The sequence below is a fragment of the Mycobacterium sp. SMC-19 genome (assembly GCF_045310815.1).
Classification (GTDB): Bacteria; Actinomycetota; Actinomycetes; order Mycobacteriales; family Mycobacteriaceae; genus Mycobacterium.
On the sequence record NZ_JBJIAM010000017.1, the window covers coordinates 24,862 to 38,619 of the forward strand.

General features: G+C 67.8%; 9 protein-coding genes. 5 read left to right on the forward strand and 4 right to left on the reverse strand.

The genetic code is table 11. From position 1 onward, the window contains the following. Positions 1 to 114 precede the first annotated feature (114 nt). On the forward strand, positions 115 to 1,302 hold the full coding sequence (locus tag ACJH5R_RS22230; RefSeq protein ID WP_406758841.1) for an NADP-dependent malic enzyme: 1,188 nt from the start codon (positions 115 to 117) through the stop codon (positions 1,300 to 1,302). A gap of 8 nt (positions 1,303 to 1,310) precedes the next feature. After that, positions 1,311 to 2,168, forward strand: a complete 858-nt coding sequence (locus ACJH5R_RS22235; protein WP_406782957.1) for a glycine betaine ABC transporter substrate-binding protein — start codon at positions 1,311 to 1,313, stop codon at positions 2,166 to 2,168. Positions 2,169 to 2,174: 6 nt separating this feature from the next. On the opposite strand, the gene ACJH5R_RS22240 is transcribed toward ACJH5R_RS22235, so the two are convergent. The 3 genes from ACJH5R_RS22240 to ACJH5R_RS22250 form a co-directional block, all read right to left on the reverse strand. After that, positions 2,175 to 2,999, reverse strand: a complete 825-nt coding sequence (locus ACJH5R_RS22240; protein WP_406782958.1) for an SDR family NAD(P)-dependent oxidoreductase — start codon at positions 2,997 to 2,999, stop codon at positions 2,175 to 2,177. Positions 3,000 to 3,170: 171 nt separating this feature from the next. Then, positions 3,171 to 6,890, reverse strand: coding sequence for a multifunctional oxoglutarate decarboxylase/oxoglutarate dehydrogenase thiamine pyrophosphate-binding subunit/dihydrolipoyllysine-residue succinyltransferase subunit (locus ACJH5R_RS22245; RefSeq protein WP_406782959.1), 3,720 nt, complete (start codon positions 6,888 to 6,890; stop codon positions 3,171 to 3,173). A gap of 138 nt (positions 6,891 to 7,028) precedes the next feature. Beyond that, the gene (locus ACJH5R_RS22250; RefSeq protein ID WP_406782960.1) at positions 7,029 to 7,808 is read right to left on the reverse strand and encodes a hypothetical protein; all 780 of its coding nucleotides are present in this window, start codon (positions 7,806 to 7,808) and stop codon (positions 7,029 to 7,031) included. Positions 7,809 to 8,106: 298 nt separating this feature from the next. On the opposite strand from ACJH5R_RS22250, the gene ACJH5R_RS22255 reads away from it, so the two are divergent. Beyond that, complete coding sequence (locus tag ACJH5R_RS22255) at positions 8,107 to 10,026, forward strand: MFS transporter (protein WP_406782961.1); 1,920 nt, start codon at positions 8,107 to 8,109, stop codon at positions 10,024 to 10,026. A gap of 9 nt (positions 10,027 to 10,035) precedes the next feature. On the opposite strand, the gene ACJH5R_RS22260 is transcribed toward ACJH5R_RS22255, so the two are convergent. After that, the gene (locus ACJH5R_RS22260; RefSeq protein ID WP_406782962.1) at positions 10,036 to 10,605 is read right to left on the reverse strand and encodes an LppP/LprE family lipoprotein; all 570 of its coding nucleotides are present in this window, start codon (positions 10,603 to 10,605) and stop codon (positions 10,036 to 10,038) included. A gap of 121 nt (positions 10,606 to 10,726) precedes the next feature. On the opposite strand from ACJH5R_RS22260, the gene ACJH5R_RS22265 reads away from it, so the two are divergent. Then, entirely contained in the window at positions 10,727 to 12,478 is a 1,752-nt protein-coding gene (locus ACJH5R_RS22265) for a DEAD/DEAH box helicase (protein ID WP_406758846.1), read from the forward strand. Further along, positions 12,475 to 13,614: an acyltransferase family protein gene (locus ACJH5R_RS22270; RefSeq protein WP_406758847.1), complete on the forward strand. Its 1,140-nt coding sequence runs from the start codon at positions 12,475 to 12,477 to the stop codon at positions 13,612 to 13,614. The genes ACJH5R_RS22265 and ACJH5R_RS22270 overlap by 4 nt, the downstream gene beginning before the upstream one ends. The last annotated feature ends 144 nt before the right edge of the window (positions 13,615 to 13,758 follow it).

Here is a 13,758-nt window from a genome sequence, read left to right on the forward strand (position 1 = left end):
CGATGTGATGCCGGCAAATCATCAGCGAAAGCGCGTGGCTGCGCATGCGGGATGCCTTGGCTGCCCCCAGCCGATCGAAAGAATGTAAAACCAGCGCAGTACCCTGGCCTATCGATGCCCGAGAAACTTGCGAACATGGCCAACAGCTCGCCGATCGTCATCGGAGACGAAGAGATCTTCGAAGCCCACACGGGCGGGAAGATCTCAGTCGACCTCAAAACCCCGTTGGACAGCCAGCGCGCGTTGTCGATCGCCTACACCCCGGGTGTGGCGCAGGTCAGTCGCGCCATCGCCGCGGACCACACGCTGGCGGCCCGCTACACCTGGGCGCACCGGCTGGTGGCCGTGGTCAGCGACGGTACGTCGGTGCTCGGGCTGGGTGACCTCGGGCCGACGGCGTCGCTGCCGGTGATGGAGGGCAAGGCCGCGTTGTTCAAGACGTTCGCCGGCCTGGACTCCATTCCGATCGTGTTGGACACCAAGGATCCGGACGAGATCGTCGAGACGCTGGTGCGGCTACGCCCGTCGTTCGGGGCGGTCAACCTGGAGGACATCTCGGCGCCGCGCTGCTTCGAGATCGAGCGGCGTGTGATCGAGGCGCTGGACTGCCCGGTGATGCATGACGACCAGCACGGCACCGCGATCGTGGCGTTGGCGGCTCTGCTGGGTGCGGCCAAGGTGCTCGACCGCGACATTGCGTCGCTGCGAGTGGTGGTCTCCGGTGCCGGCGCCGCGGGTGTGGCCTGCGCGAACATCCTGCTCTCGAGGGGCATTTCGGAGATGATCGTGCTGGATTCGCAGGGTGTGCTGCACCCGGAGCGCTCCGGCATGAACGACGTCAAGCTGGAGCTGGCGCAGCGGACCAATCCTCGTGGCCTGACCGGCGGCCTGGCCGAGGCGCTGGCCGGCGCCGACGTCTTTCTGGGCGCATCCGGCGGGGTCGTGCCGGAGGAGCTGATCGCGACGATGGCTCCGGGCGGGGTGGTGTTCGCGCTGTCCAACCCCGACCCCGAGATCCACCCCGACCTGGCGGCCAAGTACGCGGCGGTGGTGGCAACCGGTCGCAGCGACTTCCCCAACCAGATCAACAATGTGCTGGCCTTCCCCGGGGTGTTCCGTGGTGCGCTGGACGCCGGTGCGCGCCGCATCACCGAGGCGATGAAGTTGGCTGCAGCAGAGGCGATTTTCTCCGTCGTCGCCGACGAGCTGGCCCCCGACCGTATCGTGCCCAGCCCGCTGGATCCCCGGGTCGAGCCGGCTGTAGCGGCCGCCGTCGCGGCGGCTGTCGACTCCGGGTCGTAGAGCGCACGGTGCCCCGGCCGCGAGGACATCAGCTGCGCCGCCTGGCGCTCGGATGGGCGGCCGTGCTGATCGCCGGTTGTGCTGCCCACCCGGGGCCGTCGTCGTTGAGCGTGGGAATGTCGCCGGATCCGCAATCGCAGGTACTGGGCCACCTGTATGCGAGCGCCCTGCGCGGTACCGGTGCCGCGGTGCGGCTTGAGGCCGTTGCCGATCCTGTTGCCGGGCTGGATGCGGGGGAGTTGACTGTCGTTCCCGGTTTCACCGGCCGCTTCTTGGCGACGTTCGCCCGCGATTCCGCCGCCCGCTCCGATCGGGGTGTCTACTGGGCGTTGGCCGGCGCGCTGCCGGAGGGTCTCGCGGTCGGTGACTACGCCATGACCGCCGAGGACAAGCCCACATTGGCCGTGACGAAGGCGACCGCGACCGCGTGGGGTGGCACCGACCTGGCCGCGCTCGTCAAACATTGCACCGGGTTGACGGTAGGCGCTGTCGCGGGTGCGCGGGCGCCGACAGTGGTGGGCCGTTGCAGCCTGCCGAAGGTGCGCGAATTCCCTGATGAGGCAGCGCTGTTCGCTGCGTTGCAGGCCCGTCAGATCATCGCAGCGTGGACCAGTACTGCCGATCCCGACGTGCCCGAAGGCGCTGTGCTGCTCGCCGACGCACGTCCCGCGTTGATGCGCGCCGAGAATGTGGTGCCGCTGTATCGCCGCAATGAGTTGACCGAAGCCCAGCTGCTGGCGATCAATCAGGTGGCCGGCGTGCTGGACACCGACGCCCTGATCGACATGCGCCGACAGGTGGCCGCCGGCGCCGACCCGCAGGTCGTCGTGGACGCCTTCTTGGACGAGCACCCGCTGGGCAGATAGCGGAACCTACTGTGGCCTGAGTTTGGGGATGCCGAACGAGAACAGGCGTTGGTAGCGCGAGCCCAAGATGCGCACCAGCAGGTCCAAAATCCGCGCGTCGTTTCCGATGAGCACGCGGGCCCGGTTCTTGCTGACGCCGTCGAGGATCACTCGGGCGGCCTCTTCGGCGGTGGTGGAGGCCAGTTTCCGGTCGAAGAAGTCGGCCATGGCCGCCGCGTCCAGACCTTCGGCGACGGTGGCGTTGCGGGCGATGGCGGTCTTGATGCCGCCCGGGTGCACCGTGGTCACCTTGACCGGGTGCTTGTTGATGGCCATCTCCTGGTTCAGCGCCTCGGTGAAGCCGCGGACCGCGAACTTCGCCGCGTTGTAGGCGGCCTGGCCGGGCATGGACAGCAGCCCGAACAAACTGGAGATGTTGATGACGTGTCCGTCGCCGGATTCGATCAGGTGCGGCAGGAAGGCCTTGGTGCCGTTGACCACGCCCCAGAAGTCGACGTCCATCACCCGCTCGATGTCCTTGAACGGGCTGATCTCGACGTCGCCACTGAACGCGATGCCGGCGTTGTTGTAGATCTGGTTGACCTTGCCGAAGTGTTCCTTGACCTCTTCGGCGTAGGCCAGGAACGCTTCCCGCTCGGTGACGTCGAGGCGGTCGGCCTTGACCCGCACGCCTAGCGCGGTCAGCCGGCGCTCGGTCTGAGCGAGCCCCTCGGTATCGACGTCGCTGATCGCCAGCTGCGCTCCCGCGCGGGCCAGCTCGATGGCCAGCGCTTGACCGATACCTGAACCGGCACCGGTGACGACGGCGACCTTTCCGGCGAATCCCTGCATGTGCTCTCCCCGCGGTCGGTGGACCACACGAGCCTATCCGGTACCGCCGGTACCGGGTTGATCGGCCTCGGTGAGCGTGCGCAGTTGTAGTGAATCACGCGGCGTGTTGCGTACAAACACGCACGCTCGCGAGCGGGCGGTACCCCCAGCTCGCCGGGTGGTGACGGTGCCTCAGCCGAACGCCGAGTCGATGATCTCCTGCTGCTCGACCGCGTGCACCTTCGACGACCCCGACGACGGCGCCGACATCGCCCGCCGCGAGATCCGCTTGACCCCGGTCAGCTTCTCCGGCAGCAGCTCCGGCAGCTCCAGGCCGAACCGTGGCCACGCGCCCTGGTTGGCCGGCTCCTCCTGCACCCAGAAGAACTGCTGCGCGTTCGGGTAGCGGTCCAGGGTTGCGGCGAGGCGGCGCTTGGGCAGCGGGGCCAGCTGTTCGATCCGCACGATCGCGATGTCGTCGCGGCCGTCCTTGGCCTTGCGGGCGACCAGCTCGTAGTAGAGCTTGCCGCTGGTCATCAACACCCGGGTGACCTTGTTGCGGTCGCCCACGCCGTCCTCGTAGGTGGGCTCCTCGAGCACCGAGCGGAACTTGACGTCGGTGAAGTCCTTGACGTCGCTGATCGCCGCCTTGTTGCGCAGCATCGACTTGGGGGTGAACACGATCAGCGGACGCTGGATCCCGTCGAGTGCATGGCGGCGCAGCAGGTGGAAGTAGTTCGACGGCGTCGAGGGCATCGCAATCGTCATCGAGCCCTCCGCCCACAGCTGCAGGAACCGCTCGATGCGCCCGGAGGTGTGGTCCGGGCCCTGGCCCTCGTGGCCGTGCGGCAGCAGCAGCACCACGTTGGACAGCTGGCCCCACTTGGCTTCGCCGGAGCTGATGAACTCGTCGATGATCGACTGTGCGCCGTTGACGAAGTCGCCGAACTGCGCTTCCCAGAGCACCAGGGCTTCGGGGTTGCCGACGGTGTAGCCGTATTCGAAGCCGACGGCGGCGAACTCGGACAGCGGCGAGTCATAGACCAGGAACTTTCCGCCGGTCGGGGTGCCGTCGGCGTTCGTGGCCAGCAGCTGCAGCGGGCTGAACTCCGCGCCGTTGGCCTGGTCGATGATCACCGAATGCCGCTGCGAGAAGGTGCCGCGGCGGGTGTCCTGCCCGGACAGCCGGATCAGCTTGCCTTCGGCGACCAGCGAGCCCAGTGCCAGCAGCTCGCCGAACGCCCAGTCCACCTTGCCCTCGTAGGCCATCTCGCGGCGTCGCTCCAGCACCGGAAGGACGCGCGGGTGCACGGTGAAGCCCTCGGGGATCGCCATGAAGGCGTCGCCGATGCGGGCCAGCATCGCCTTGTCGACCGCGGTGTTCAGTCCGCGCGGTACCTGTTGCTCGGACTCCACCGACTCACTCGGCAGCGCGGCGTGCTTCTCCAGTTCGCGGATCTCGTTGAACACCCGTTCCAGCTGACCGTGGTAGTCGCGCAGCGCGTCCTCGGCCTCCTTCATCGAGATGTCGCCGCGGCCGATCAGGTCTTCGGTGTAGCTCTTGCGAACACCGCTCTTGGTGCCGATCACGTCGTACATGTAGGGGTTCGTCATCGACGGGTCGTCGCCCTCGTTGTGCCCGCGGCGGCGGTAGCACAGCATGTCGATGATGACGTCCTTGTGGAACTTCTGCCGGAAGTCCACCGCCAGCCGGGCCACCCAGTCGCAGGCTTCCGGGTCGTCACCGTTGACGTGGAAGATCGGCGCGCCGATCATCTTGGCCACGTCGGTGCAGTACTCGCTGGAACGCGAGTAGTCCGGCGCCGTGGTGAAACCGATCTGGTTGTTGACCACGATGTGGATGGTGCCGCCGACCCGGTAGCCGGGCAGCAGTGCCATGTTCAGCGTCTCGGCGACCACGCCCTGGCCGGCAAACGCGGCGTCGCCGTGCAGCATCATCGGCACGACTGAGAACGGCGGGTCTTCGTCGGTGCCCAACGCGCCCCGGCCCAGCAGGTCCTGACGCGACCGGACCAGCCCCTCGAGCACCGGGTCGACGGCCTCCAAGTGTGACGGATTGGCGGTCAGCGACACCTGAATGTCGTTGTCGCCGAACATCTGCAGGTACACCCCGGTGGCACCCAGGTGGTACTTGACGTCGCCGGAGCCGTGCGCCTCGGCTGGATTGAGGTTGCCCTCGAACTCGGTGAAGATCTGCGAGTACGGCTTGCCGACGATGTTGGCCAACACGTTGAGCCGGCCGCGGTGCGGCATGCCGATGACGACCTCGTCGAGGCCGTGCTCGGCGCACTGGTCGATGGCCGCGTCCATCATCGGGATGACGGTCTCGGCGCCTTCGAGGGAGAACCGCTTCTGGCCGACGTACTTGGTCTGCAGGAAGCTCTCGAACGCCTCGGCGGCATTGAGCTTGCTCAGAATGTACTTCTGCTGCGCCACAGTCGGTTTGACGTGCTTGACCTCGACGCGCTCCTGCAGCCACTGCTGCTGCTCGGGCTCGAGGATGTGGGTGTACTCCACACCGACGTGGCGGCAGTAGGCGTCGCGCAGGACCGACAGGATCTCGCGCAGCTTGCGGAAGTCACCGCCGGGCAGGCCCTCGACCTTGAATTCGCGGTCCAGGTCCCACAACGTCAGGCCGTGACTTTGCACGTCCAGGTCGGGGTGGCTACGGAATCGGGTGTTGTCCAGGCGCAGCGGGTCGATGTCGGCCATCAGGTGCCCGCGGTTGCGGTAGGCCGCGATCAGCTCGACGACGCGGGCGTTCTTATCGACCACCGAGTCCGGGTTGTCCGTGCGCCACCGCACCGGCTCGTAGGGGATGGACAGTTCGAAGAAGATCTCGTCCCAGAACGCGTCCGACAGCAGCATCTCGTGCACTGTGCGCAGGAAGTCGCCCGATTCCGCGCCCTGGATGATGCGGTGGTCATACGTCGAGGTCAGGGTGATGACCTTGCCCACCCCGAGCTCGGCGATGCGCTGCTCGCTGGCGCCCTGGAACTCGGCGGGGTACTCCATGGCGCCGACGCCGATGATCGCGCCCTGCCCGGCCATCAACCGGGGCACCGAGTGCACCGTGCCGATGGTGCCGGGGTTGGTCAGCGAAATGGTCACGCCGGCGAAGTCCTCGGCGGTGAGCTTGCCGTCGCGGGCCCGGCGCACGATGTCCTCGTAGGCGTCGACGAACTGTGCGAAGCGCAGCGATTCCGAGCCCTTGATGGCGGCCACCACCAGGGAGCGCTTGCCGCCGGCACCCTGCAGGTCGATGGCCAGCCCGAGATTGGTATGGGCTGGTGTGACCGCATTGGGCTTGCCGTCGACCTCGGCGAAATGCCGATTCATGTTGGGGAACTGCTTGACCGCCTGCACGATCGCGTAACCCAGCAGGTGGGTGAAGGAGATCTTGCCGCCGCGGGTCCGCTTGAGCTGGTTGTTGATGACGATGCGGTTGTCGATCATCAGCTTGGCCGGCACGGCCCGCACGCTGGTGGCCGTCGGTACCTCCAGGGAGGTGGACATGTTCTTGACCACTGCCGCCGCGGCGCCGCGCAACACCTGAAGCTCGTCGTCGGCGAGCGGCGCGGGAGCCTGGGAGGCGGCGGGCTTGGCGGCTGGGGCCGCCGGGGCCGGGGCCGGCTTGGCGGCCGGGGCCGGAGCGGCCGGGGCGGCTGGGGCTGCCGGTGCCGCGGGGGCGGGAGCTGCAGGCGCGGGGGGAGCCGGTTGCGCAGGCGCAGCCGCCCGGGCCGCGCCGTCTACGCGTTGTGCGTCGGGGGAGTAGTCGGCCAGGAACTCGTGCCAGCTCGGATCCACGGAGGAGGGATCCTCGCGGAATTTGCGGTACATCTCCTCGACTAGCCACTCGTTCTGACCGAAGGGTGAACTGATACCGCTCACGACAGCTTCTCGCCTCGATTCCTGGTCGTTCGGCGTGGCACTTGCGCCCGCGCCCGCCTGCCTTACAAAGGCTAGCCCCTCGGAGATATTCCGCCAGGCGCGCTGCCGATTGTCCGCCGGCCGCGATCCAGCCGACGGCTATGCGGAGTGGGCGTCACCGTCGTGCAGGGCGGGCACCAGGTGCAGGTTCACCGGCCAGCGGCGGGCCGGGGGACCGAACGCCGTGCGGGCGTTGCCGATGATCTTTTTGCCCATCAGGCGGTTCCCGATGGCGCCGATCAGCGCCCCCAGGCCGACGGGCAACAGCTTGCCGAACGCCAGCGCTCCGCGGCGCAGGGTGAAGCGCTTGACGAAGTACCGCAGCAGCCGTGAGTTCAATTCCTTGACCGCCGGAAGCGGGAGCGCGGCCACACCCGCCGAACCTTCGGCGAGCCACGCTCCGCTGGTGCGGCCCGGGCCGAGCAGGTCGGCGAGCGCGCCCTTGCCGTGGTCGCCCACCAACACCGCCAGCACCAGCGCGCGGCGCCGATCCCGGTTATCCACCGGAATGCCGTGGACCTCGGCGACGGACAGCACGAAGAACGCGGTGGCCTCCAGGAAGACCGCGGTCTCCCCGGCAACCGCGGACAGCGCCATCAGGGTGCCGATCGCCGGCACCGCCGCGGTGGCGCCCACCGCGGCGCCGCTGGCCGTCGCCGCTGCCAGGAATCGCTTCTCCAGCTTTGCGATGACCTGTGCCGGGTCGGCATCGGGGTCACTTCGGCGCAGTCGTTCCACATAGGCCCGCACCGCCGGGCCCTGCACCCGCTCGCTGCGCTCGATGACCCGCGCCAACACCCGGGCCGCCATGGTGGGCTTCTCTTCGTCGAAGGTCGGCGCCGGAGCCTGCGCCGGCCGTCGCCGTCGAAAGATGCCCATGGTTGCCTCCCGTTTCGACTCGGTGGTGTTCAGGCTAACGCGCTGGTGATTGTTTACCCGTTTCACCGGTTGTGACCGTCACTTCGCAGCGAACAGCGCCGCGGCGATCCGAGTTGTTCCCGGCATCATCTGTCCGTAGCGTCGGATGAGGTGGCCTGGTGCCCCGAACAGCACAGCGCAGCGATGGGAGGGGCGGCGCTTGAGCAGCACGTACGACGACCCGGAGCGCGCAGTTATCGCACGTTCCGGTCCGGCGCGCTCGGCTGATCCGGTCAACCCCTGGAACGCCCTGTGGGCGATGATGCTCGGCTTCTTCGTGATCCTGGTGGACTCCACGATCGTGGCGGTCGCCAATCCGAGCATCATGGCGGCGCTCGACATCGGCTACGACACGGTGATCTGGGTTACCAGTGCCTACCTGCTGGGCTACGCGGTACCGCTGCTGGTCGCCGGTCGTCTCGGTGACCAGTTCGGGCCCAAGAACCTGTACCTGATCGGGCTGGCGGTGTTCACCGCGGCGTCGCTGTGGTGCGGCCTGGCCGGCGGCATCGAGATGCTGATCATCGCCCGGGCGGTCCAGGGCGTCGGCGCCGCCCTGCTGACCCCGCAAACCCTGACGGTGATCACCCGCACCTTTCCTCCGGAACGGCGCGGCGTGGCGATGAGTGTCTGGGGAGCGACCGCCGGGGTTGCGACGCTGATCGGGCCGCTGGCCGGCGGCGTGCTGGTGGACCGGCTGGGCTGGGAGTGGATCTTCTTCGTCAACGTCCCGATCGGCGCCATCGGCCTGGTCTTGGCCATCGTCTTGATCCCCGAACTGCCGGTTCATCGTCATCGTTTCGACCTGCTCGGCGTCACGCTGTCGGGGGTCGGGATGTTTCTGCTGGTCTTCGCCCTTCAGGAGGGCGAGTCTCAGGGGTGGGCACCGTGGATCTGGGCGCTGATCCTCGGCGGCATCGGCTGCATGGCGGCCTTCGTCTACTGGCAGGCAGTCACCCACGGCGAGCCGTTGGTACCGCTGCATATCTTCCGCGACCTCGACTTCGGGTTGGCCAATATCGGTGTGGCCGTCATCGGGTTCGCCGTCACCGGGATGGTGCTGCCGGTGATGTTCTATGCGCAGGCGGTCTGCGAGATGTCACCGACCCGGTCCGCCCTGCTGACCGCCCCGATGGCGATCGCCAGCGGAGCGCTGGCCCCGGTGGTGGGAAAGATCGTCGACCGCGCCCATCCCCGGGCGGTGGTCGGATTCGGCTTTTCGGTGCTGGCGATCGGGCTCACCTGGCTGTCCATCGAGATGACCCCGCTGACCCCCATCTGGCGGCTGGTGCTGCCGTTCGCGGTGATCGGGGTCGGAATGGCGTTCATCTGGTCGCCGTTGGCGGCCACCGCCACCCGCAACCTTCCGCCGCATCTGGCCGGTGCCGGTTCCGGGGTCTACAACGCGACGCGCCAGGTCGGGGCGGTGCTGGGCAGCGCGGGCATGGCAGCGTTCATGACGTCGAGGATCGCCGCCGACCTGCCGCCGATGCCGGGCGGTCTGCGCCCCGAGCACGCTTCGGCGGTATTGCAGCTGCCCGAGTTCCTGCACGAGCCGTTCGCGGCGGCGATGTCCGAGGCGACGCTGTTGCCGGCATTCGTCGCGCTGTTCGGCGTGGTCGCCGCGCTGTTCATGGTCGGCTATGTCATCGACCCGGCCCGCCGCACGAGCGGGCGGAGTGACCACGCCCGCGATTTCGACGACTTCGATGGTTTCGACGACTTCGATGGCCCCGACGATTTCGACGAGCTCGACGACCTCCCCGATAACGCCAGAGTCCCCGAACGCGTCAGCCTGCCCCGACATTTCCACGCCCTGACTGCCGAACGCGACGTCGACAAACGGACCGAGCCGATCCCGGTCGTCGTCGCACCCAGGGCCCCAGGGGCCCGTCGTCTGCAGGAACCCGCCACCGAGCCGCTGACCGTCGAGATCCCCCGGGCGGCGCCGACGGTGATTGCCGAGCCCGAACCGATATCACTGCACCACAACGGCTTTGATGTCGATGCAGGGCGGCGCGATTTTCGTCCGCTGGCCAACGGGACTCCGGTGCCCGACGTGCTGGCCAAATTCGGGATCACCGGCAACAGTTCGACCCGCCGAAATCGGCACTATCGGGAGGATCCCGACGACACCGACGCCATCGGGCGGCACTCGCGGCACGACAGCTGGTTCTAAAGCGACCGGCTACCGGGTGGTGTTGCCGACGATGTCCACCCCGGTGCCGTTCCAGTGGAATTTCACGATCCCGGCCAGCCCCGGTATGCCGCTGGCGTTTCGCAGGGCCACCGTGTCGCCGGTGGACTGCGCCAGGTCGATGCCGCTGAATCCGTAGGTGTCCGGCACCGCTTGGGGAAGGAACTCGCCGAGGTGAAACAGCACCGCGCGCGTACTCGGGTGGTCGGCGTTGGTGTTGGCCTTGACGATCACCGCCGAGATGTCGGCACACGCGCTGTAGTTGCCGGCCAGCGGCTCCGGGCTCCACGGTTGCTTGCTGCGCGGGTCGTGGGGCAACTCGGAGACGGCCTTGGCGATCGCCGGGGCGGCCAGGTTGACCGCACACGGATCGGCGGGGGACGGGCCGCTCGACGGTGCCGGCGCCGTGGCGGCGGGCGCCTCCGGTGGTGCGGCGGCCGGGCTGGTGTTCTCCGGGGTCTTGGCGACGGTGGAGTCGCCCGAACCACAACCGGCCAGCAGAGCTGCGGCCAGCGCGGCGATCGCTACGGACGGTTTGGCGGCACCTGGCACACCGGGCACCGTACCGTCGACCGGCCGGCGGCCCGGGGAGGCGTGGCCGATCACGGATGTCGGGTCTGCCACTGCCGGCGATCAACAGTGGCGCTAGGCGGGCCTCTTTGCCCGTAGACTGCTAAACGCTATGACCTCGCCTGATGCCCCCGCTGAGCCGTTCCCGGACACCACTGGGTCCCTCGTTGACCCGCCCACCCCAACTTTCGCCGACCTGCAGATCCATCCCTCGGTCCTGAAGGCCGTCGTCGACGTCGGCTATGAGACGCCCTCGGCGATTCAAGCCGCCACCATCCCGGCCCTGCTGGAGGGTTCCGACGTGGTCGGACTGGCGCAGACCGGGACCGGCAAGACCGCCGCGTTCGCCATTCCGATCCTGTCGCGCATCGACACCACCAGCAAAGCCACCCAGGCGCTGGTGCTCGCGCCCACCCGCGAGTTGGCGCTGCAGGTCGCCGAGGCATTCGGGCGCTACGGTGCGCATCTGCCCCGGATCAACGTGCTGCCGATCTACGGCGGCGCGTCCTACACGGTGCAGCTTTCCGGGCTCAAGCGCGGCGCGCAGGTCGTGGTCGGTACTCCCGGCCGGGTCATCGACCACCTGGAACGCGGCAGCCTGGACTTGTCGCACCTGGATTACCTGGTGCTCGACGAGGCCGACGAGATGCTGCAGATGGGTTTCGCCGAGGACGTCGAGCGCATCCTGGCGGACACCCCCGAGTACAAGCAGGTCGCCTTGTTCTCGGCCACCATGCCCTCGGCCATTCGCCGCATCACCAGCCGCTACCTGCATGACCCGGTGGAAGTCACCGTCAAGGCGAAAACCACCACGGCGGAGAACATCACCCAGCGCTACATCGAGGTCGCCGGGCCGCGCAAGATGGACGCCCTGACCCGGGTGCTCGAGGTCGAGCCCTTCGAGGCGATGATCGTGTTCGTCCGCACCAAGCAGGCCACCGAAGAGGTCGCCGAAAAGCTGCGCGCCCGAGGGTTTTCCGCGGCGGCGATCAACGGTGACATCGCGCAGGCGCAGCGGGAACGGACCATCACCGCACTGAAGAACGGCAACATCGACATCCTGGTCGCCACCGATGTCGCCGCCCGCGGACTCGACGTCGAACGCATCTCCCACGTGGTCAACTACGACATTCCCAACGACCCCGAGGCCTATGTGCACCGGATCGGGCGCACCGGGCGGGCCGGGCGCTCGGGAACCGCGCTGCTGTTCGTCAACCCGAGGGAACGCCACCTGCTCCGGTTGATCGAGAAGGTGACTCGGCAGAAGCTGGTCGAAGCGGAGCTGCCCAGCGTCGACGACGTCAATGCTCAGCGGGTCGCCAAGTTCGCCGACGCGATCACCAACCACCTCAGTGCGTCGGGCATCGAGTTGTTCCGCCGCCTGGTCGAGGACTACAGCCGCGAGCACAACGTGCCGATGGCCGACATTGCCGCCGCACTGGCGCTGCAGTCCCGCGACGGCGAGGCGTTCCTGATGGTGGAGCCGCCGCCGGACAAGCGGCGCGAACGCGTCAAGTCGGATCGCGATGGCGGGCGGGACGACCGCAAAGGCGACCGCAAGGGCCCCCCGAAGGACGGGTTCGCCACCTACCGGATATCGGTCGGCAAACGTCACAAGGTCAACCCGGGCGCCATCGTCGGGGCGCTGGCCAACGAGGGTGGCTTGCACCGCAGCGATTTCGGCAACATCAGCATCAAGGTGGACCACTCGCTGGTCGAGCTGCCGGCCAAACTCTCCGGCAAGACTCTCAAGGCGTTGGAACAGACCCGAATTCAGGGCCAGCTGATCAATCTGCGCCGCGAGCGGCCGTCCGGCAAACCCGATCGTCGCGGCGAAGGTGGGTTCCGGAAACGGACCGAATGATCTTGCCGCGCGACGAGGTCGCCCAGGGCGGGCTCGAGCAGGTCGCTGGAGTGGATCGGGTCGCGTCGCTGACCGGCGTGCGTGCGGTCGCCGCGATCCTGGTGGTCGGCACGCATGCCGCCTACACCACCGGCAAGTACACCCACGGCTACGCGGGGTTGCTGGGTTCCCGGATGGAGATCGGGGTGCCGATCTTCTTCGTGCTCTCCGGTTACCTGTTGTTCCAGCCGTGGGTGCGGGCCGCCGCACTCGGGCGGCCGGACCCCTCGGTGCGGCGCTACGCCTGGCACCGGGTGCGGCGCATCATGCCCGCCTATGTGGTCACGGTGCTGCTGGCCTACGTGATCTACCACTACCGCACGGCGGGCCCGAACCCTGGCCACAACTGGATCGGGTTGTTGCGGAACCTCACGCTGACCCAGATCTACGCCGACAACTACATGTTCGGTTACCTGCACCAGGGACTCACCCAGATGTGGAGCCTCGCAGTCGAAGTCGCCTTCTACGTGGTGCTTCCGCTGCTGGCCTATGCAACAGTGGTCTGGCTGTGCCGACGGCAGTGGCGGCCGGGGCTGTTGTTGGCCGGGCTCGCGGCGGCGGCAGCGATCACACCGGCCTGGTTGACGCTCGTACACACCACCGACTTTCTGCCCGACGGTGCCCGACTGTGGCTTCCGGGTTATCTGGCCTGGTTCGTCGCCGGAATGATGCTGACGGTGCTGCAGGCGATGGGCGTGCGCTGCTACGGCTTCGTGGCGATTCCGTTGGCGCTGATCTGTTATCTCATCGCGTCCACGCCGATCGCCGGGGAACCCACCACGTCACCGGCCAAGCTGTCCGAGGCCCTGGTCAAGGCCGGTTTCTACGCCGCTATCGCCGCCTTGATGGTGGCGCCGCTGGCGTTGGGCAACCGCGGCTGGTACGCACGGCTGCTGGCGAGCAGGCCGATGGTGTGGCTCGGGGAGATCTCCTACGAGATCTTCCTGGTGCACCTAGTGCTGATGGAGGTGGTGATGGTGGAGGTGCTGCGCACCCCGGTCTATACCGGGTCGATGCTGGCGCTGTTCGTGGTCACCATGGTGGTCACGGTGCCCGTCTCGTGGCTGCTGCACCGGCTCACCCGGGTGCGGAGTTGAGCCGCCCCGGCGACGGCGCGGTCTCTCGCCCTCCCGCCGAACGTGAAGTTGTCTTCACGCTCACGGGGGCAGATTCATACGGTCAGTGCAACATCCATTGATCTGGGGGTTGTCATGCCGAGTGGGTATCCGCATTCGTTGGCG